This is a genomic window from Variovorax sp. OV084, from assembly GCF_900111625.1.
Lineage (GTDB): Bacteria > Pseudomonadota > Gammaproteobacteria > Burkholderiales > Burkholderiaceae_C > Variovorax.
The window spans coordinates 112,191-132,512 of sequence record NZ_FOII01000016.1 but is presented as its reverse complement, the minus strand read 5'-3'; the positions used below and the strand labels follow the sequence as shown (position 1 = coordinate 132,512).

General features: G+C 67.0%; 9 protein-coding genes and 1 pseudogene. 2 read left to right on the top strand and 8 right to left on the bottom strand.

Annotated elements, in window-relative coordinates; translation table 11 throughout:
- Positions 1-96: 96 nt before the first annotated feature.
- Positions 97-297: pseudogene (locus BMW87_RS27875) on the top strand (IS3 family transposase); the annotation flags it as partial.
- Positions 298-881: 584 nt separating this feature from the next.
- On the opposite strand, the gene BMW87_RS27870 reads toward BMW87_RS27875, so the two are convergent.
- A complete protein-coding gene (locus BMW87_RS27870) occupies positions 882-2,222 on the bottom strand; it encodes a hypothetical protein (RefSeq protein ID WP_093080454.1) in 1,341 nt (446 codons plus the stop codon).
- 520 nt (positions 2,223-2,742) lie between these two features.
- On the opposite strand from BMW87_RS27870, the gene BMW87_RS35585 reads away from it, so the two are divergent.
- Complete coding sequence (locus BMW87_RS35585; protein WP_256216939.1) at positions 2,743-2,889, top strand: hypothetical protein; 147 nt, start codon at positions 2,743-2,745, stop codon at positions 2,887-2,889.
- On the opposite strand, the gene BMW87_RS27865 is transcribed toward BMW87_RS35585, so the two are convergent.
- From BMW87_RS27865 to glgB, 7 genes are all read right to left on the bottom strand, one after another.
- The gene (locus tag BMW87_RS27865) at positions 2,855-8,020 is read right to left on the bottom strand and encodes a malto-oligosyltrehalose synthase (RefSeq protein WP_093080451.1); all 5,166 of its coding nucleotides are present in this window, start codon (positions 8,018-8,020) and stop codon (positions 2,855-2,857) included. The two genes, BMW87_RS35585 and BMW87_RS27865, sit on opposite strands and share 35 nt — an antisense overlap.
- Positions 8,010-9,851, bottom strand: coding sequence for a malto-oligosyltrehalose trehalohydrolase (treZ, locus tag BMW87_RS27860; RefSeq protein ID WP_093080449.1), 1,842 nt, complete (start codon positions 9,849-9,851; stop codon positions 8,010-8,012). Before treZ ends, BMW87_RS27865 begins: the two co-directional genes overlap by 11 nt.
- A 61-nt stretch (positions 9,852-9,912) precedes the next feature.
- Positions 9,913-12,075 carry a glycogen debranching protein GlgX gene (gene glgX, locus BMW87_RS27855; protein WP_093052412.1) on the bottom strand — a complete coding sequence of 721 codons (2,163 nt, stop codon included), beginning with the start codon at positions 12,073-12,075 and terminating at the stop codon, positions 9,913-9,915.
- Between the two features lie 20 nt (positions 12,076-12,095).
- Positions 12,096-12,845, bottom strand: coding sequence for a mechanosensitive ion channel family protein (locus BMW87_RS27850; RefSeq protein WP_093080446.1), 750 nt, complete (start codon positions 12,843-12,845; stop codon positions 12,096-12,098).
- 36 nt (positions 12,846-12,881) lie between these two features.
- Positions 12,882-16,214, bottom strand: a complete 3,333-nt coding sequence (gene treS, locus BMW87_RS27845; RefSeq protein WP_093080443.1) for a maltose alpha-D-glucosyltransferase — start codon at positions 16,212-16,214, stop codon at positions 12,882-12,884.
- Between the two features lie 12 nt (positions 16,215-16,226).
- On the bottom strand, positions 16,227-18,287 hold the full coding sequence (locus BMW87_RS27840; RefSeq protein ID WP_093080441.1) for an alpha-1,4-glucan--maltose-1-phosphate maltosyltransferase: 2,061 nt from the start codon (positions 18,285-18,287) through the stop codon (positions 16,227-16,229).
- Positions 18,287-20,176 carry a 1,4-alpha-glucan branching protein GlgB gene (gene glgB, locus BMW87_RS27835; protein WP_093080438.1) on the bottom strand — a complete coding sequence of 630 codons (1,890 nt, stop codon included), beginning with the start codon at positions 20,174-20,176 and terminating at the stop codon, positions 18,287-18,289. Before glgB ends, BMW87_RS27840 begins: the two co-directional genes overlap by 1 nt.
- Positions 20,177-20,322: the final 146 nt, after the last annotated feature.

The following is a 20,322-nucleotide window of genomic DNA, read 5'->3' as shown; positions in this document are numbered from 1 at the left end:
CGCGCGCTCACGCACCTCGGGTGAGAACTTGTTCGATTTCTTCATGGCTCAATCCTCTCAGAGTGTTGAGCCTCCACAAAAGCCGGGGCGATTCAAAACTGCCTTGACAATGCATCGATGGAAAGCTTCTTCGGAACCTTGAAATCTGAGTTCTTCTATCTCAATGAGTTCGACAGTCTCGAAGAGCTAGAGACCGGCCTGGACGACTACATCCGCTACTACAACTACGATCGGATCAAGCTAAAACTGAAGGGCCTCAGTCCCGTTGGCTACCGTGAGAAATTCGTCTCAATCTGAGAATCAACCGTCCAACCTTCGGGGGTCAGTTCAAAAAATAGGTGGACGCCATCCTCGAAGAGTGTCGCGACGGGCGCAAGGTGGTACTGCTAGACGCTCGCTGCGAGGGGGTGCAAAAGGGGTAGAAAGAAGAGCAAACGGGCCGCGAAGGCCCGTTCTTCTTAAAGCTTGGCGGAGTGGATGGACTCGAACTCGCGCCCCCGACGTGACAGACAGCTGGTCACTGTCCTAGATCATCTGAAACGTTTCCAACTTGCCAAACCAGTGCACATGCGCTGCACACGGATGCACCTAAGTAGTTGATTTATTTCAGGTTTCCGATTTATCCATCATCGGGGCGACCGAGATGGTTTTCTCTTTTAAATTCAATGGCTTAGCGTTGTCACTCATACACTTGGAACCCCGCCAACCGTTCGAAGACCAGGGATCCGACCTCGCTCGCCGGTCCTGTCAGCATCTGCACGGGCATCGGCTACATCAAGCCGGTAGTTTCTCACGCGGCAACGATTCAGGGGATTCGTGCGCGACAGGAGATCGCTGCCCTCGGGCAGGCGGATGAAGTAGTCCGCCTGCCCGCCGACCGGCTAGAAGTTCTTCACCGTGTCCAGTTGAGCCTGGGTCAGGCCCCGCTGGTACGCGAAGTTGGTCCGGAAATTATTGGCAATGTCCGCAAGCTGCGTATCCACTTCGGTCGCCCTTGCCGTGATGTCCGTGGCAACGAGGCCCGTGTCCGTGCCCGACATCACCAGGAAGTTCATCAGCGTGACGCTGCCGCCTGCCGGGACCGAAATGTTGAACTGGAATAGCACGTCATCGGTCCCGGCTCCAACGCCAAGTGCCGTGTCGGACCTGTAGTTGACGACATCCGCAGTGCCGAATGCAAAACCGACATCCCGATCTCCGACATTTCCACTGTTCGACTTGTAGTCCCACGTGCTCAGCGCTTTCTGGGTTGCGCCCGGCGTGGGGTAGATGATGCCCAAGCTGTCGGAGCCGAGGTTGGTCGCGTAGGACACCACGGCATCGATAGGCGCGGCGGTGGTATTGCGGAAGACATCGGTCATGCGCGCCCACAGCAGGTTGGGTTGCGTATAGAACGTGCGCTGCACCTCGAGTCCGTTGAAGGTTCTCACGCCAGTGCGCACGTTCTGCACGATCTTCGAGGCCGAAACCGTCCAGCCCGTGCCTGCGGCTTCGAAGTCGCCATTGACGACGAATTCCGTGTTGGCACCGTCCTTGACGGACACGTTGTCAATGGCCGAACCGCTAACCCATACCCGCTGCTCGAACGACAGCACCACGGTCTGGCCGACAAACGCTGCCAGCGAGGCCGAGCCCCACGTTCCGGAAACCCCATTGAGATCGACCTTGAAGAGCGTCGCCAACAGCGCGCCCGCCGTATCGCGCACAACCACCTGGCCGAACTGGCCCGGATCCGACATCGGAGCAGCGGCATTGCCTGGACTGGGAACTCCATCCCAGACCAGCGAGATCCCGGGTCCGACGGCACTGCCAAGGTTCAAGGTCTGCTGGAGACGAACCTCGGCGCCCGCGTGCAGATAGGCGTACCCACCTGTGGTTTGCAGGAAATTGGTATCCGAGGTGAAGGTCACCGCCTTGACGCCGTCCGAAGGCCCCATCTCCGGGCCCAGTGCGGTCAGTTCCGCGTAGGTCTGGTCTGAAGGGAATCCGGCCTGCACGCCGCCGACGTCCACGAGCAGATGCAAGGTCCCGTCGAACTGGTCGTCACCTCCATCCTCGATCGAGAAGTCCTCATTCAGGTCCCAGATATTGGCCTGTCCGGGCGCGATGGAACGATCACCATCGGTCGCGGCAACGGTTTGCAGGAACGCCGTGCCGGCCGGCAGGGACGTCGGCGTTGCAAGCTCGGGTGCCGTAGGTACGACAGGGCCGGGATCGGGCACCGGCGCTGGCACAGGAGGCGCCACCTCGGGTGCAGGAGCGGGCGGCGCACTCGCAATCGGGGGAAACGCAAACCCACCACTGCTTCCCCCGCCTCCTCCGCACCCGGCCAACACTGCCGCGCCCACCATCGTGAGCGAAAACTTTCTACGGTCCATTACTTTTCCTAGGTGATTTTTTGGAATGTCCCAAGCAGTCCTCGGCTTCCGGATTTCGGGCCTTGCCGATCAGACGTGATCACGCGAGCCCGGAAATGCAACAGCAATCAGGCCTCACGTAATCAAAGACATCTGGGCGAAAAGCATTCGTCCCGACACCGCCAGATGGAGGAGATCGACGTCGGTCGATCAGCTACGGCAGCTTGGCTGTGCACGCAAAAGTGCACAGATTTGATTGAATCGATTTACTTCTCTCTAGGCATCACCCGAAATAGTGATATCGGTGACATGTAAATGCGGTAGGCCACCGGCGCTGCCAAGTTGATGGCGCGAGGCGAGTCAGGGCTGGCTCTCCGGCCGCACAGTGTGGGGCTCCGACTGGCCGCACACGAGCTTCGCGCCTGACGCCTTGCCGGACTATGCGAGCGTCTGGGAGCCGGTCGCTCGCGTCATCGACGCCGCCCAGCAGGTGCAGATCATGCGTATTTCTCCCGCGGCGCTGTACGGCTGAAGACAGCCCATGGCATCCATCGCAGTGCGTCGTCCAGGCGAATAGCCCCCTCCCCGACCGACAGCGACTCTCCAGTCAGCAGGTTCTCGAGCATCACTGAGCGAACGCCTGCGGGAAGACACACCGTCGTGCCCTTCCATCTCGTCGCCTCAGGAAGCGCCGGAATCGCATCCTCATCCGCGCTGCGGCGCGAGAGATCGACGAACAACCGCCCCGCCACAACCACGAGCACCTGATCCTCATGCCTGCGCGCAAAGGCCACGACGTGCCTCGACAGCGGCCCCTCGACCGCCAGCGGCTCGTAGCTTCCTTCGCTGAACAGCAAAGGCTGCTCCCGCCGCAACGACAGCAGGCGCCAGATGAACCAGAGCTTGGCGCGGCCGTCGTGCGGCGCCTCGACCATCGAGCGCACCCGCGATGCCAGGCCAACCCCTTCCTGGCCAACCATTGCCCTCAGCGCGGCCAGCCGCCGCTGGCGCAGGGCGTAGTCCACCGGGCGCCGGTTGTCCGGATCGACCAGGCTCAGCTCGATGAGCTCGCTGCCCTGGTAGAGATCGGGCACACCGGGCGAGCTGTATTTCAGCAGCGTGAGCGTGAGGCTGTTCCATGCGCCGAACCATGACAGCGTGTCAGCCAGCCGCTGGATGTCCGCAAGGCACTCGCCCTTTTCCGGATCGGCCAGCAGCTCGCGCACGAAACGCTCGAGCGCGGCCTCGTAGTCCGCATCGGGCTGGGACCATCGCGTGCGCAACTTGGCCTCGCGGGCGGCCTTCTGCATGTATTGCCAGATGCGGCCGCTGTAGCCCGGCGCGGTGCCGGCGTCGAGCCCACCCAGAGGCAGGGTGCCGAGCAGCGTCTGGTACAGCAGGTATTCGTCGGCACGCGACGGCGCCTCGCCGCCGGCCAGCTTCTTCCGCGTGCCGCGGCACAGGCCATGCCAGCGCGTCAGCGCCAGCACCCACTCGTTGGGCATTTCGGACAGCACGTCGATCCGGTTGCGAACGTCTTCCGACCGCTTGTTGTCGTGCGTCGAAGTCGCCAGCATGGTGTGGGGCCAGCGCAGCGCGCGGTCGGCGCTCGCCGCGTGGAATGCGTCGACCTCGATGCCGAACAGGTCCGGCTCGCCGCCCACCTCGTTGAGCGAGCTGAGCGGAAAGTAGCGGTAGAAAGCCGTGTCTTCCACGCCCTTCGCCGCCACCGGCGCGCTGAACTGCTGGAAGCGCAATGCGAAGCGGCGCACCCGTTCGCCCAGCGCCGGCGAAGCGGAGGCAACCGCCTCCCCCCGCAGCGCACACCGCACGAAATCGAAGATCGACCGGTCGGCATCCCCGCTCTGCCGGGCGGCTTCGTCGACGGCCTCGTCGATGAAGCGCGCGTCCTGTTCCGACGGCCGTTCGACGATGTAGGTCCGGTAGACCGGCATGCACGCACCGACATCCGCCAGCGCGCGGCGCAGCGCATTGAGCGTGTAGTCGCGCGTGCTGCGGTGGGCCCTTGCGATGCGCAGCAGCTCGGTCGACAGCACGTTCAGCTCCGACGCGAGCGCATTGCGCATCACCTCGCGCCGGCCGGCACGCGACACCGAGGCGAAGTCTTCCATCTCGCCGGTGAAGCGTTGCCACGCGTGCACCACGCTCGCCTCGGCCGCGGTGTCGACCAGCACGCCGTTTGCCACGTTCGCAAAGCGATAGCCGGTGGTGCCGTGCACATGCCAGCTCTCGGGCACTTCCTCGTGCGCGCCGGCGATCTTCTCGGCCACCACGTACAGGGGCCGCGCGGGCCGCCCCTGCGCGTCGTGCGTGGGCAGCACCAGTCCGGCGCGTCGCGCATAGCCTTCCTGCAGCTTGCGGAAGTACTCGGCCGGGTCGTAGAGCCCGTCGGGGTGGTCGATGCGCAGGCCGTCCACCACGCCGGATGCGGCGAGGTCCAGCGCGAACGACTGCGTGGCCTCGAACACCTCCTCGCGCTCCATGCGCACGGCCGCGAGATCGTTGATGTCGAAGAAGCGCCGATAGTTGATCTCGTCCGCCGCCACCCGCCAGTGCGCGAGCCGGTACGCCTGCAGCTCGATGAGCTTGTGCAGTGCGTCGCGCGCTTCCGGCAATGCGAGGTTCAGTTCCGCCACCGACGCCACGAGCGCCTGTGCCACCGAAGGATGGCGCTGTGCCAGCCGCGCCAGCCGGGCCTTGAGCAATTCCTTGTCGCGTACGCGTTCTGCCTGTTCTTGCGCAGAGGCCGTGCCGCGCCCCGGCAGATGACCGAAAGCCGTCGACAGGCTCGCCAGCCGCCCCGACGCCGCTGCATCGCCCAGCCGCGCCAGCGCCCGTTCGAGCACCATGGGATAGCTCTCGGGCGCCAGCGGAAACCGGTGGTCGTAGTAGCCGATGGCAAAGCTGCCGCTCGCGTCCTCGAAGCGCAAGATCAGTTCGCCGTTCTCCAGCGCCTCGCCGTAGTGCACGCCCAGCACGGGCAGCAGCACCTTGCCGGTCAGCTCGACGTTGAGTGGCTGCCAGTCGATGTCGAAGTGCTGCGCGAACAGCGATGCGGGTCCGTTCTCCAGCACGTCCATCCACCACGCGTTGTCGGCGCCGAACACGCCCATGTGGTTGGGCACCATGTCCAGCAGCTGCCCGAGGCCGTTGGCCTTCAGCGCCGCGACGAAGCGCGCAAAGCCTTCCTCGCCACCGAGTTCGGGGTTGATCTCCGCATGCGCCACCACGTCGTAGCCGTGCATGCTGCCCGCGCGGGCGCGCTGGATCGGCGAGCAGTACACATGGCTCACGCCGAGCTTCGCGAGATACGGCAGCACACGGATCGCGTCGTCGAAGCCGAAGTCCTTGTGGAACTGCAGCCGGTAGGTGGCGCGAGGCACGCGAGTCGTCAGACCCGGCGATGCACTCCGCCCGGCCGATTCGACCTGGCGCGGCCGCGCCGCACGCAGGGCCTCGCCCAGCCCGCGCATGCGCTCGCCGCCGGCCAGCGCCGCAACCGGCTCAGGCAGCTTGCGCCGCCAGTTCGGATGCTCGTCCACCGTGCCGGGCATGTTGGCCTGCGCCACCACGCCCGCCACGTCCTCCAGCTGCACCATCATCAGCGCCGACGGTGCAGCCGCCAGAAAGGCGTGCGCCGCCTCCACGATGCGCGCGGACGGCATTGCGAGCCCGGCCGCCTGCGCCACTTCCTCGCGCAACAGCAGGCCCGCCTGCTGCAAGGCCTGCATCAACTCGATGCGCTCCTGCGCCCGGTCCATCAGCTGCTTGTCGAAAATCGCCGGATCGGGAAACAGGCCCAGCGCGAGCCGCTCGCGCAGGTCGTCGGCCGTCCACCAGCCAGCGAAGGTCGCGAGGTCGTGCGTGCTGATCGCGACCAGGGCGGCCGGCGGATAGGCTGCGGGCTGCGTGAAACGGCCATCGCGCTGCTTCTCGAAATACAGCAGCCGGTAAGACAGCACGTCGGCCTGCGCCAGCGCATCGCGCACCGTATCTTCGACCGTGCCGAGATCCTCGCCCACGACCATGCAGCGGTGGCGGTGGCTCTCGATCGCCACGATGGCGAGCATCTCGTCGAGCGGGTAGTAGACGTACGCACCCTCGCGCGCACCGCGGCCCTGCGGAATCCAGAACAGGCGCATGAGGCCCATCACGTGGTCGATGCGCAGCGCACCGGCGCCGCGCATGCCCGCGCGCAGCGTTTCGATGAAGAAGCGATAGCCATCGGTGCGCAGGCGGTCAGGGCGCAGCGGCGGCAGGCCCCAGCCTTGCCCGGCGGGGTTGAACTCGTCCGGCGGCGCGCCGACGCTGGCGCCTTCCGCAAACACCTCCTGCGCGCCCCAGGTGTCGGAGCCGGCGCGGTCGACCGACACCGCCAGGTCCACGTACAGGCCGACACCCATGCCGAGCGCATCGCAGCGCGCGGCCGCCCGTGCCAGTTGCCGGGTGGCCAGCCACTGGAGGTACTGGTGGAACTGCACGCGCTGCGCGTGCGCCACGGCGAATGCGGTCACCTCGGCGGAATCCGGATTCCTGTAGGCGACCGGCCATGCATGCCAGTCCCACGCGCCGCCTTCGGCTGCAAGAAAGTGCGCCTGCAGTGCTTCGAAAAGAGCGTGCTGCCGCAACGCCTCGCCGCGCTCCGCGACGAAGGCCAGAAACTCCCTGCCCGCCTCGTCGGGCGCGCCCTCCGGAGGCAGGTGCCGCGCGCAGAAGTGGCCGAAGAGCAATTCGAGCACTTCGAACTTCGCCGCGGCCACGCCCGCGTAATCCACCAGCTGCGTTGCACGCAGCGCGGCGAGCCGCGCCTGGAAGTCGGGCGAATGCACCCGCTCGCGGGCCGGGTCGCAGTCTGCAAAGCCATCCACCGCTTCCACGTCGATGTAGAGCACGTCGAGCTGCTGGCGCGACGACGGGCTGTACGGGCTCGCATTCGACGGCGTGCTCGCGAACAGCGCGTGTAGTGGGTTCAGGCCGATGATGTCCGCGCCCTGCGCTGCCATGCGCACGGCGAGTTCTTCCAGATCGCTGAAGTCGCCGATGCCCCAGTTTCGCGGCGAGCGCAGGCTGTAGAGCTGCACTGCCGCGCCCCAGACGCGACCGCCATCGCGCACTGCGGGCGGCCGGTAGCAGCGGCCGGGCGTTGCAAGAACCAGCGTCTCGCCACGCAGGCCTTCGATGCGCAACCGGTGGTAGCCCGCTTCGAGCGCCAGCGGCATTGGCAGAACGCGCTCGCACAGCCAGATGCCGTCGATGTCGATGCGGCCGGTCTCGGGCAACTCCTCGGCATCGGCCTCGCCTTGCAGTTCACGCCCCTGCTCTTCACCGAGCTGCCAGCGCAGCCGCCGCATGGACGCCGGCAGCCGCAACGACACAGACCACGCAGCGCTGCCGGCCTGCACGACCCGCACCGGCGGCAGCGCCTGTGCCCAGCGCGCGCGGTGTGCGGCCTCCAATGCGCGCCCCGCGTCGGCCGCGCCATCGAGCCGCACGCCGAACTCGGCCAGCAGCGCGATCAGGCTTTCAGCGGAAGCCTCGCGCCGCGCGCCGAAGGCATCGAAATAACCGGTGGCGATGCCGAAGTGCGCGCACAGCCGCCCGAGATCGCCCGTCACAGGGCCGCGGCCTGCTTCATCCGCCATGCAGCGCTTCCAGCGTCACGCGCACTGCGCCGCGCGCCAGGTGGTGCAACGCGCCCTCACGGCCGGTCGTCGCCCCGTCGCTGTAGACCACCTCGCCGGGTGGCGCCGTAGCGCCCTCCACAGGCTGCGCCCCGAAATGAGCGAGCAGATGCAAGCGCGCCGACTCCATGTCCCACTGCACCTGGAGCATGTCGTTCTCGCACCGGTAGACACCCGCGCCCGCCATGCCGGCCAGGCGCGGCACGATCAGGCGATGACGCAGGTCCAGCAGCTGCTGCACCTCGCTGAGCCTCGAAAAATGCGCGCGTGTCCCGCGCTCGCGCCAGCGCAGCTTCGACGCCAGGAAGGTCGCTTCGTCATTCGGGTCCGGAATGCGCGCGCGAGCGGCTTCGTCCGCGAACATCGCGAACCCGCCGAATTCCGCTCGCCGCCCTTCGGACACCGCCGCCGCAAGCTCCGGCCCGAAGTCGCAGAAATACTGGAAAGGCGTGGAGGCCGCGAACTCGTCGCCCATGAACAGCATCGGCACGTGCGGCGACAGCAGCAGGCAGGCCAGCGCCGCGCGCACCAGCACCGGATCGCCGAGCGCGTGAATGCGCTCGCCGAAGGCGCGGTTGCCGACCTGGTCGTGCGTCTGCAGGAAGGACACGAACGCCTGCGGCGGCAACCGCGTGCTCGGCTCGCCGCGCCGCTCGCCATGCCTGAAAGCCGACGGCTGCCCCTGGTAGATGAAGCCCTCGGCCAGCGCGCAGGCGAAGCGGCACACCGGGTCGTCGGCATAGTCGGCGTAGTAGCCATCGCGCTCGCCGGTGGCCAGCACGTGCACCGCGTGGTGCAGGTCGTCGTTCCACTGCGCCGTGCCGGCCACGGGCATGCCGCGGCCGTCGCGCATCAGCATCGAGGCCTGGTTGGCGTCGTTCTCCAGCACCAGGTGAACGTGGCGCTCGCGGGCCGGCCCGGCATCGAGCGCCTCGCGGATCTCGTTCACGATGTGCGGCCGCGTCTCGTCGTGAATGGCATGAATCGCATCCATGCGCAGGCCGTCGAAGCGAAACTCCCCCACCCAGTAGAGCGCGTTGTGAATGAAAAAGTCGCGCACCGCGCGCGAGCCCGGCCCGTCGAAGTTGATCGCAGCGCCCCACGGCGTCTGGTGTCCGGGGTTGAAGAACTCGGGGCAGTACGCATGCAGGTAGTTGCCTTCCGGCCCGAAGTGGTTGTAGACCACGTCGATCAGCACCATCAGCCCCAGCGAATGCGCCGCGTCGACCAGCGCCTTGAGTTCGTCGGGTGCGCCGTACGAGGCGTCGGGCGCAAACGGCAGCACGCCGTCGTAGCCCCAGTTGCGCTGCCCGGGAAAGTCTGCGAGCGGCATGAGTTCGATGGCGGTGATGCCGAGCTCGGCAAGTTCGCCCAGCCGTTCGCGCGCGGCGCTGAAGCTCCCCTCTTCGGTGAAGGTGCCGACGTGCAGCTCGTAGACCACCGCTTCTTCCCAGGGGCGGCCGCGCCATGCGCCGTCGGTCCACTCGAAGCGCTGCGGGTCGATGACCACGCTCGGGCCGTGCACGTCCTCGGGGTTGAAGCGCGACGCCGGGTCGGGCACGCGCGTGCCGTCGGGCAGCCGGTAGCGGTAGCTGTCGCCATGCCCCACCCCGGGCACGGCCAGGCGATGCCAGCCCTTGCCGTCGCGCGTCATCGGCTGCGACGAGGTTTCGCCGGCCACCGCGTGGTGTTCGAGCATGACGATTTCCGCCGACGGGGCCCAGAGCGCGAAGTCCGCGCCATCGGCATGCACCGTGGCGCCGAACGGCATGCGATGTACATGCGTGCTCATTGGCGAACCTCCGTGCTTCGCACTGCGGTGCGAGCTTGCTTGGGGCGGCCCGGCGCTGCGCTCATGGCCGCACATCCGGCCGGCTCAGCACCACGAGCGAGCGGCATTGAAGTGGATAGCTGGGCTGCGCCCATGCCGGGGCGAGCGCGGCTGCGTCCTCGGTGGCGAGCGGCGGCGTGCTGCTGGCCGTATCGACCAGCAACCGCCACGCGCCGTGCGGCATCGGCGGCAGCGTGAAGGCGATCTCGTCGTGGTGTGCATTGAGCAGCACGAGAAAGTCGTCGTCGTGCTGCACCTCGCCACGCGGCCCGCGGTCGGCAATGCCGCCACCGGGGATATACATCGCAATGCAGCGTGCGTTCGCGTCGTTCCAGTCTTCCGGCCGCATCTCCTGGCCGTCGGGCTTGAGCCAGTGAACGTCGGTCACGGTCTCGCCTTCGGCGGGCCTGCCGGCGAAGAAGGTGCGGCGCCGGAACGAAGGGTGCGCACGGCGCAACGCCACCATGCGCTCGACGAAAGTCGCGAGCGCCAGCCGCTCGGGCGTGGAGGTCCAGTCGATCCAGCCGAGCTCGTTGTCCTGGCAGTAGACGTTGTTGTTGCCCTGCTGCGTGTGGCCGCGCTCGTCGCCCGCCAGCAGCATCGGAACGCCCTGCGACAGCAGCAGCGTGGCCAGCAGGTTGCGCTTCTGGCGCTCGCGCAGGGCCACAACTTCAGGGTCGTCGGTGGGGCCCTCGACGCCGCAGTTCCATGAGACGTTGTGGCTGTTGCCGTCGCGGTTGTCCTCGCCGTTGGCTTCGTTGTGCTTGTCGTTGTAGGAGACCAGGTCGTGCAGCGTGAAGCCGTCGTGCGCCGTGATGAAGTTGATGCTGGCGCTGGGCCGCTTGCCCGACCAGCCGTACAGGTCCTCGGAACCGGTGACGCGCTTGGCCACTTCGCCAATGAGCCCGCCGTCGCCTTTCCAGAAGCCGCGCAGGCCGTCGCGGTACTGGTCATTCCACTCCGCCCAGCCCAGCGGAAAGTTGCCGACCTGATAGCCGCCGTGGCCCAGGTCCCAGGGCTCGGCGATGAGCTTCACGCGGTTGAGCGTGGGGTCCTGGCGGATCGCATCGAAGAAGCCGCCGAGGTTCTCGACCTTGCCGGCCTCGCGCGCCAGCGCCGAGGCCAGGTCGAAGCGGAAGCCGTCGACGTGCATCTCCTCGGCCCAGTAGCGCAGCGAGTCCATCACCAGCTGCAGCGCGTGCGGATGCTCCAGGTTCACGGTGTTGCCGCAGCCCGTGAAGTCGTCGTAGTAGCGGCGGTTCTCGGCGTTGGCGATGTAGTACGAGGCGTTGTCCACGCCGCGCATCGACAGCGTGGGCCCGAGCTGGTTGCCTTCGCAGGTGTGGTTGTAGACCACGTCGAGGATCACCTCGATGCCCGCCGAGTGCAGCGTCTTCACCATGGTCTTGAACTCCTTCACTTTGCCCGAGGCGCTGTAGCGCATCTCGGGAGCAAAGTAGGCCAGCGTGTTGTAGCCCCAGTAGTTCTGCAGGCCCTTCTCGGCCAGGTGCCGGTCGTTGAGGAAGCTGTGCACGGGCAGCAGCTCGACCGTGGTCACGCCCAGGCGCTTGAGGTAGTCGACCACCGGCGCGCAGCCGAGTGCGGCATAAGTGCCGCGCAGCCCGGGCGGCACGTCGGGGTGCGTCATGGTGAAGCCGCGCACGTGCATCTCGTAGATCACCATGTCCTGCCACGGCACCGAGGGGCGGCGGTCGTCGCCCCAGGTGAACGCGGTTTCGAGCACGCGGCCCTTGGGCATCAGCGGTGCGCTGTCGCGTCGGTCGAAGGAGAGGTCTTCACGCTTGCTGCCCACGGTGTAGCCGTAGAGCGCATCGCCCCAGCGCAGGTCGCCCACCAGGTCCTTGGCGTACGGGTCGACCAGCAGCTTGTGGGCGTTGAAGCGATGCCCCTCCTCGGGCTTGTAGGGCCCATGCACGCGGTAGCCGTAGGCCTGCCCGGGGCGCGCCTCGGGCAGGTAGCAGTGCCATACGCCGTCCGTGCGCTCGCGCATCAGGATGCGCTGCAGCTCCTGGCGGCCGCGCTCGTCGAACAGGCAGAGCTCGACCTTGTCCGAGTGCTGCGAGAACAAGGCGAAGTTGACGCCCTCCCCGTCCCAGGTCGCACCACGGGGATAGGGCCGGCCGGGCCACACGGCGTTGATCGTCGGATTGGTTTTTCGTGTCATTCGGGTGCGTTCAGCGGGGTTCAGCGGGGTGGACGGTCGTTGTCGAAACGCGTGGGACTGCTGCTGCCGACGGTGGTCACGCTCGGCGGTGCCTTGGCGTCCTTGATCTGCCGCGGCCACCAGCGCTCGATCTGGGCCTTTGCCCAATCCTTGCCGGCCAGCCCGAATGCCAGGGCCAACGCAAAAACCACGCCCGCCAGAATCACGAGGAAGCTCTCGCGCACGATGTCGCCGCCCACCTTGATCTGGTCGAGTGCGATGAGAATCACGAAGGCCATCACCGCGTACTGCGCGACCTTGCCGAAGAGCACCGCGTCCTGCATCTTCACGCCGCGGAAGTAGCTGCCCACCGCTTCGCCAACGAAGCGCGCGAAGTAGGAGCCGAAGGCCAGCACCAGCAGCGCCACGAACACGTTCGGCACGAACCAGACGATGCGCCCCAGCAGATCGGCGATGTAGCTCAGCCCCATGCCATTGAAGGCGATGAGCAGCGAAGCCAGGATCACCAGCCAGTACGTCAGGATGCCGAACAGGCTGCTGGTGTCCCCCGCCAGCCCGCCCTGGCGCAGGAAGTTGTCGAGGCCGGCGCGTTCGGTGAGCACGTTGAAGTTGATTGCGCGCAGCGCCTTCGTCACCGCGAAGCGGGCCGCCTTGGCGACCAGCCAGCCGACGAATACCACCACCAGCCCGATCAGCAGGCGCGGAATGAAGGCGCCGACCTGGTAGAGGATGGCGCGCAGCGGCTCCAGGTGAATGCCGAAATTTTCCATGGTGTGTCTTCCGTTGAAGGGGTGGCGTCGGTGGTGTCAGGCGCGGGCCGGCTGGATCAGCGCGAGCACGCCGTGCAGCGGAACCTGCGCCCATTCGATGCGGTTGCCGAGCTCGTAGCGCAGCTCGTAGAGGGCCTTGTCGAGCTCGAACAGCGAGAGCAGTTCGGCATCGAGCGGCGCGCCGTCGGGTGGCGCCAATGTGGCGCCGTAGCCGGACAGGAAGGCGGCGCGCGTCGCCCGCTCCCAGGCGATGGCCGGCGCGGCCAGCCGCTCGGCTTCGTCAGTGCTCTGCGCCACCCGGCGCAGCGCCGACCAGCGGGCGTAGTTGAACGAGCGCAGCATGCTCGCCACGTCGCGCAGGGGCGAGCTCTTGGCGCGGCGCTCCTCGAAGCTGCGGGCAGGCTCGCCCTCGAAGTCGATGATGACGAAGTCGTTGTCCTTCACCAGCACCTGGCCCAGGTGGTAGTCGCCGTGGTAGCGGCTCTTGATGCCGCCGCCTTCCACCGGGTGGCGCGCCTGGATGCCGGCGTGCAGCGCATCGGCCGCTTCCAGCAGGTTGCGCGCATCGGCCTGCGCGGTGGACGGCAGCAGTTCGAGCCGTTCGCGCAACAGCGCGAGCGTGGTCGTGGCGTCGTTCGCAGCGTGCGTCTTGAAGCTGGCGAAGTCGGCTGCGGCCAGCGGCTCGGGGTCGAAGGCGGCCGAGCCGGTGCGCATCGCGAGCGCGCGGTGCAGCTCGGCAGTGCGCCGCCCCAGCGTGGCCATGAGTGCGAGGAAACCGCCGTGCACCGCGGACACGTCGGGCATGTCACCGTCGGTGGTGGCCACATCGCGCAGGAAGCGTTCCAGGTAGCCGAGCGTGTAGTCCCAGCCGTCGCCCTGGTTGGCCATGTAGCTCTGCACCATCGCGAGCGTCATCGTGCGCCCGTCGTTGGTCATGTACTCGAGCGCGCCGAGCACCGGCACGCAGTGCGGGTAGCGCGCCACCTCGGTCAGGAAGCGGCCCATCTCCAGCTCGGGGTTGATGCCTTCGCGCACGTGGCGGTAGCCCTTGAGGAACAGGGTCTCGTCCAGCGTGACCACGGTGTTGCTGCTCACGCCGCTCGGACGGCCGACGGGCAGCGCGTCTATGTCGATGTCGGCGGCGATCTCCGCGAAGGCGGCCGTCGGCCTGAAGACCAGCTTGCCGTTCAGCGTCGGCAGCTCGGTGCCGCTTGCGATGGCGTGCACCAGCGCGCGACAGAAGGCCTCGTCGTAGAAGGCATCGCCCATCAGGCCCACCTGCGCCTGCTGCCGCACCTTGGCGAGCGCGGCCTGCGCCACGCCGGCCATGCGCTCCTCGTCACGCTCTTCCCAGGCCAGCGCAAGCGGCATGAAGTAGGTGGCGCCCCCGGCCGGGCCTTCGAGGTCGAGCAGCGACAGCATCCAGCTCAGGCCATTCACGTCCCACACGGCGTGGTCGAACAGCCGTGCGCGCTGGATGGCTGTTCCCTTGGAGGCGTACCAGCGCTGGATCTCGATGTGGCGCGGCAGCGTCTCCAGCTCGAACTGGTTGCGCATGCGCTCGGACATGCCGATGCGCCACGGCATCACGCGGTCGCGGAAGAAGCTGGTCCAGCCGTCGAAGAGCACCAGCGTGGGCCACTCCTGCAGCGCCACGCCCTGCTCGTGCCAGCTCGGCGCGTCGGCCTCTGCTGTGAGCTTGAACCAGTAGAAGCCGTACGAGGCCAGCGTGAGCAGGTATGGCAGCTCGCCGATGGGCGGGAACGGCGCGCGGCCCAGCATCTCGATCGGCACGAAGCCCTTGAACTCCGACAGGTCGAGTTCCACCGGCTGCGCGGCGCGCGACAGGTTGAACACCGTGAGGATCACGTCGCCGTCGTACTCGCTCAGGTAGGCCAGGATCTTTCGGTTGCCCGGCTTCAGGAAGCGCCGCCTGCCGCGCCCGAATGCGTGGCTGGTCTTGCGCACGGCGAGCATGCGCTTGGTCCAGTTCAGCAGCGAGCTGCTGTCGCGCGCCTGCGTCTCGACGTTGAGCGCCTCGTAGCCGAACATCGGGTCCATGATCGGCTGCAGGTACAGGCGCTGCGGGTCGGCACGCGAGAAGCCGGCGTTGCGGTCGGGACTCCATTGCATGGGCGTGCGCACGCCGTTGCGGTCGCCCACGAACACGTTGTCGCCCATGCCGATCTCGTCGCCGTAGTAGATGATCGGCGAGCCCGGCATCGACAGCAGCATGCCGTTCATGAGCTTCACGCGGTCGAGGTCGTTCTCCATCAGCGGCGCCAGGCGCCGGCGAATGCCCAGGTTGATGCGCGCGCGCATGTCGGCCGCGTACATGGTGTACATGTAGTCGCGCTCCTTGCTGGTCACCATCTCGAGCGTGAGCTCGTCGTGGTTGCGCAGGAAGATGGCCCACTGGCAGCCCTCGGGAATGTCGGGCGTCTGCGCCATGATCTCGACGATGGGGTGCCGGTCTTCCTGCGCGATGGCCATGTACATGCGCGGCATCAACGGGAAGTGATACGCCATGTGGCACTCGTCGCCATCGCCGAAATACTCGCGCACGTCTTCCGGCCACATGTTGGCTTCGGCCAGCAGGAAGCGGTTCTTGTACTCGGCGTCGATGGCCGCGCGCAGCTGCTTGATCACCGCGTGGGTCTCGGGCAGGTTCTCGTTGCTGGTGCCGTCGCGCTCGACCAGGTAGGGAATGGCGTCGAGCCGGAAGCCGTCCACGCCCATGTCGAGCCAGAAGCGCATGGTCTTCAGGATCGCCTCCATCAGCTTCGGGTTGTCGAAGTTCAGGTCGGGCTGGTGGCTGAAGAAGCGGTGCCAGAAGTACTGCTTGGCCACCGGGTCCCAGGTCCAGTTCGAGGTCTCGGTGTCGGTGAAGATGATCCGCGTGCCCTGGTAGAGCTGGTCGGTGTCGCTCCACACATAGAAGTCACGCTCGGGCGAACCGGGCGGCGCAAGACGCGCGGCCTTGAACCACGGGTGCTCGTTCGATGTGTGGTTGATGACCAGTTCGGTGATCACGCGCAGGCCCCGCTTGTGCGCCTCGGCCAGCATCTCGCGGAAGTCGTCGAGCGTGCCGTACTGCGGGTGCACATCTTCGTAGCCGGAGATGTCGTAGCCGTCGTCGCGCAGCGGCGAGGGATAGAACGGCATCAGCCAGATGGTGTTGACGCCCAGCTCCTTCACGTAGTCGAGCTTGGCGGTGACACCCTTGAAGTCGCCCATGCCGTCGTTGTTGGAGTCGAAGAAGGCCTTGACGTTGAGCTGGTAGATCACCGCGTCGCGATACCACAGCGGATCGTCGCTGGTGTCGATCTCGACGGTCTCTAGTGCGATGTGGGAGACGGGTGCGTTCATGGGCAGGCGACCTCACAGGAAGTAATCGAAGTCGCGCTCGTCGCCGTGGCGGCGACGGACCACGAAGATGTGCGCGGGCACGCTGTGGGGATCGAGCCGCACGTAGTGCCAGTCGCCCTGCCAGGTGAAGCGCTGGCCGCTGAGCAGGTCGTGCATCTGGAAGCTGCGCCCGGCCGGCACGCCCACGCTGCCGGGTTCCAGCCCGAGCCAGCCCGACTGCATGTTGTGCGGATCGAGGTTGACCACGGTGACGATCACGTTGTCGCCGTCGGGCGATTCCTTGGCATAGGCCAGCAACTGGTCGTTGTCGATGTGCAGGAAGCGCAGGCCCCTGTCCCGGTGCAGCGCCGGGTTCTCGCGGCGGATGTGGTTCACCCGCGCGATGAAGGGGGCGAGGCTTGCGGGGTCGTCGTGGTTCCAGTGGCGCAGCTGGTATTTCTCGGAATCAAGGTATTCCTCGCTGCCGGGTCCGCGCGGCAGGTGCTCGAGCAGCTCATAGGCCGGCCCGTACATGCCGTAGTTGGCTGCGAGCGTGGCGGCCAGCACCAGCCGCGACATGAACATGGCGGGCTCGCCGGCCTGCAGCTGCTCGTGCAGGATGTCGGGCGTGTTGGGCCACGCGTTGGGTCGGAAGTAGTCGACGCCGGGGCCGCTCGAGAGTTCGGTGAAGTACTCCTGCAACTCCTCCTTCGTGTTGCGCCAGGTGAAGTAGGTGTACGACTGCGAGAAGCCCAGCTTCGCGAGCCGGTGCATCACTTTCGGCCGCGTGAAGGCCTCGGCCAGGAAGATCACGTCGGGGTGCACGCGCTTCACCTCGCCGATGGCCCACTCCCAGAACGGAAAGGCCTTGGTGTGGGGGTTGTCCACGCGGAAGATGCGCACGCCCTGCGCGATCCAGTGGTCGAACACGCTCTTGAGTTCGGCCCAGAGGCCGCGCCAGTCTTCGCACTCGAAGTTGAAGGGATAGATGTCCTGGTACTTCTTGGGCGGGTTCTCGGCGTACTGCACGCTGCCGTCGGGGCGCCAGCGGAACCAGTCGGGGTGCGCCTTCACGTAGGGGTGGTCGGGCGCGCACTGGAAGGCGATGTCCAGCGCGATCTCCAGGCCGTGCTCCGCCGCGCGTGCGAGCAGGTGCCTGAAGTCTTCTTCGGTGCCAAGCTCCGGAAGGATCGACTTGTGCCCGCCTTCGGCCGCACCGATGGCCCACGGGCTTCCCACGTCGCCGGGAGCGGCTTCGAGCGCGTTGTTGGGGCCCTTGCGCTGCTCGCGGCCGACGGGGTGGATCGGCGGAAAGTACAGCACGTCGAAGCCCATCGCGGCAATGGCCGGCAGGCGCGCCTCCACGTCCCTGAAGGTGCCGTGCACGCCGGGCGCGGGGCCGGTCGAGCGCGGGAACAGCTCGTACCAGGTACTGAAGCGCGCGCGCTCGCGGTCGGCGACCAGCGGCAGCTCGACCGGGTGGCGCACCTGATGTCGGCGGTCGGGATGGCGGCGCGCCAGCTCGGCGTACTCGTCGTCGAGCGCCAGCGCCTTCAGCGAGACGACGTCGTACGCGGGGCTGGCCGCCACGGCATCGAGCTCGGTGGCCCAGCGGTTCAACGCGGTGCGGTCGGCGCCTTCGGCGCGCGCGGCGGCGGCAGCGATTTCCAGCGCACCGACCTGCGCGGCAATGCGCACGTCATCGGGGTCGACGCGCCGCGTCATCTCGCTGCGCCACGACTCGAACGGGTCCACCCAGGCGACTGCGGTGTAGACGTAGCGCCCGATCGATGGCGGCGAGAACACGGCCTCCCACACGTCGTTGCCGAGCGACTTCATCGGCACTTCGCGGAATGCGGCCTGGGCTTGGTCGTGCGCGCGCCAGCACAGCTGCACGCGCAGCACATCGTGCCCGTCGGTGAAGCAATGGGCGCGAACCCGCACCCGCTCGCCGGCCACGCATTTCACCGGGAAGCGGCCGTTGTCCACGCACGGCAGCACGGCGTCGATGACCGCGCGGACCGCGCCGTCGTCGAAGCCGATGTCGGTTCCGGCCGCTGTGGGGGCGGGCTTGGTCGAGAAAATGTTCTTCATCAGGGACGGTGCTCCAGGATCAGCGTGGACAGCGGCGGCAAGGTGATGCACACCGATTGCCTGCGGCCATGGGAACGCACGGGCGCCGCTTCGACGCCCCCGAAATTGCCCCAGCCCGCCCCGCCGAACTCCGCCGCGTCGGTGTTGATCAGCTCGCGCCAGTGGCCGCCCAGCGGCACGCCGAGCAGGTAGTTGGTGCGCGGCACCGGGGTCATGTTGCTCACCGCCAGCAAGGGCGGACTGCCGTCGCTCGCCTTGCGCAGGAAGGCGAACACGCTCGTGTCGGTGTCGTCGGCCGCGACCCACTCGAACCCCGAGGACGAAAAGTCGACCTGGTGGAGCGCGGGCGCACCGCGGTAGACGCGGTTGAGCTGGGCCACAAGGCGCTGCAGGCCGCGGTGCCCTTCCTGCTCGCAGACCCACCATTCGAGTTCGCCGTCGTGTGTCCACTCGCGTCGCTGGCCGAACTCGCCGCCCATGAAGAGCAGCTTCTTGCCCGGATGCGCCCACATGAAGCCGTACAACGCGCGCAGGTTGGCGAACTGCTGCCAGGCGTCCCCGGGCATCTTGTTGAGCAGCGAGCCCTTGCCATGCACCACCTCGTCGTGCGAGAGCGGCAGCACGAAGTTCTCGTGGAAGGCGTACACCAGCGCAAAGGTCAGCTTGTGATGGTGGTACTTGCGGTGGACCGGCTCCTGCTTCATGTAGGCCAGCACGTCGTGCATCCAGCCCATGTTCCATTTCTCGCCGAAGCCCAGGCCGTCCATGTCGGTGGGCCGTGACACGCGCGGCCACGCGGTCGATTCCTCGGCCACCGTGATCGTGTCGGGGTGCTCGCGGTACACGGCACGGTTCAGCGTCTGGAGGAAGTCGATGGCCTCCAGGTTCTCGCGGCCGCCGTGGCGGTTGGGAATCCACTCGCCGTGCTCTCGCGCGTAGTCGAGGTACAGCATCGACGCGACGGCGTCCACGCGCAGCCCGTCGAGGTGGTACACGTTCAGCCAGAACAGCCCCGACGACACCAGGAAGCTGCGCACCTCGGGCCGGCCGTAGTTGAAGATGCTGGAGTTCCACTCCGGGTGAAAGCCCTGGCGCGGATCGGCGTGTTCGTAGAGGTGCGTGCCGTCGAAGTACCCGAGCCCGTGCTCGTCGGTCGGAAAGTGCGAAGGCACCCAGTCGAGCAACACGCCAATGCCCTGCTGGTGCAGGTGGTCGACGAGGTACATGAAGTCCTGCGGCGACCCGAAACGCGCGGTGGGCGCGAAGTAGCCGGTGGTCTGGTAGCCCCACGAACCGTAGAAGGGATGCTCGGTCACGGGCATGAGCTCCACGTGCGTGAAGCCCATCTCGTTCACGTAGGCGGCAAGCTGGTGCGCCATCTCGCGATAGTCGAGAAACAGGCCATCGCGGCGCCGCCACGAGCCCAGGTGCACCTCGTAGACCGACATGGGGGCGTCCAGCGCATTGCGCGGCCCGCGCGTGGCCATCCACTCGGCGTCACCCCATTCGTAAGAAAGTTCGCAGATGCGCGATGCAGTGGCGGGCGGCGGCTCCGCGCTGAAGGCGACAGGGTCGGCCTTGTCGACCGTGTAGCTGCCATGGCGGGAACGGATGCGGTACTTGTACGCCTGGCCGATCGCGGCATGGGAAACCTGCCCTTGCCATATGCCCGTGCCGTCGGGACTCGGTGCCAGCGGGTCGGCGTCGCCGGACCAGTAGTTCCAGTCGCCGACCACCGAGACGGACTCCGCGTTCGGCGCCCACACCGCGAACCGGGCGCCGCCCTCTTCCAGAGGGTGGCAACCCAGCAGGTCGTACAGGCGGGAGTGGGTTCCCTCGCGGAAAAGATAAGCGTCTCGCTCGCTCTGGAGTGAATGGTTCGACTGCACCGGCGCTCCTGTTGAAGGCCTGCGGAACTGTTGTTCGAAGACCGACTTCGGTTCTCGCATGGCCTGTGCCAATTTGCAGGCGTGCGGCACGCCGCGGTTACGGTCTGCGCCGCCTCGCCGTGTCGGAGAGTTGCCCGAGTCGCCCG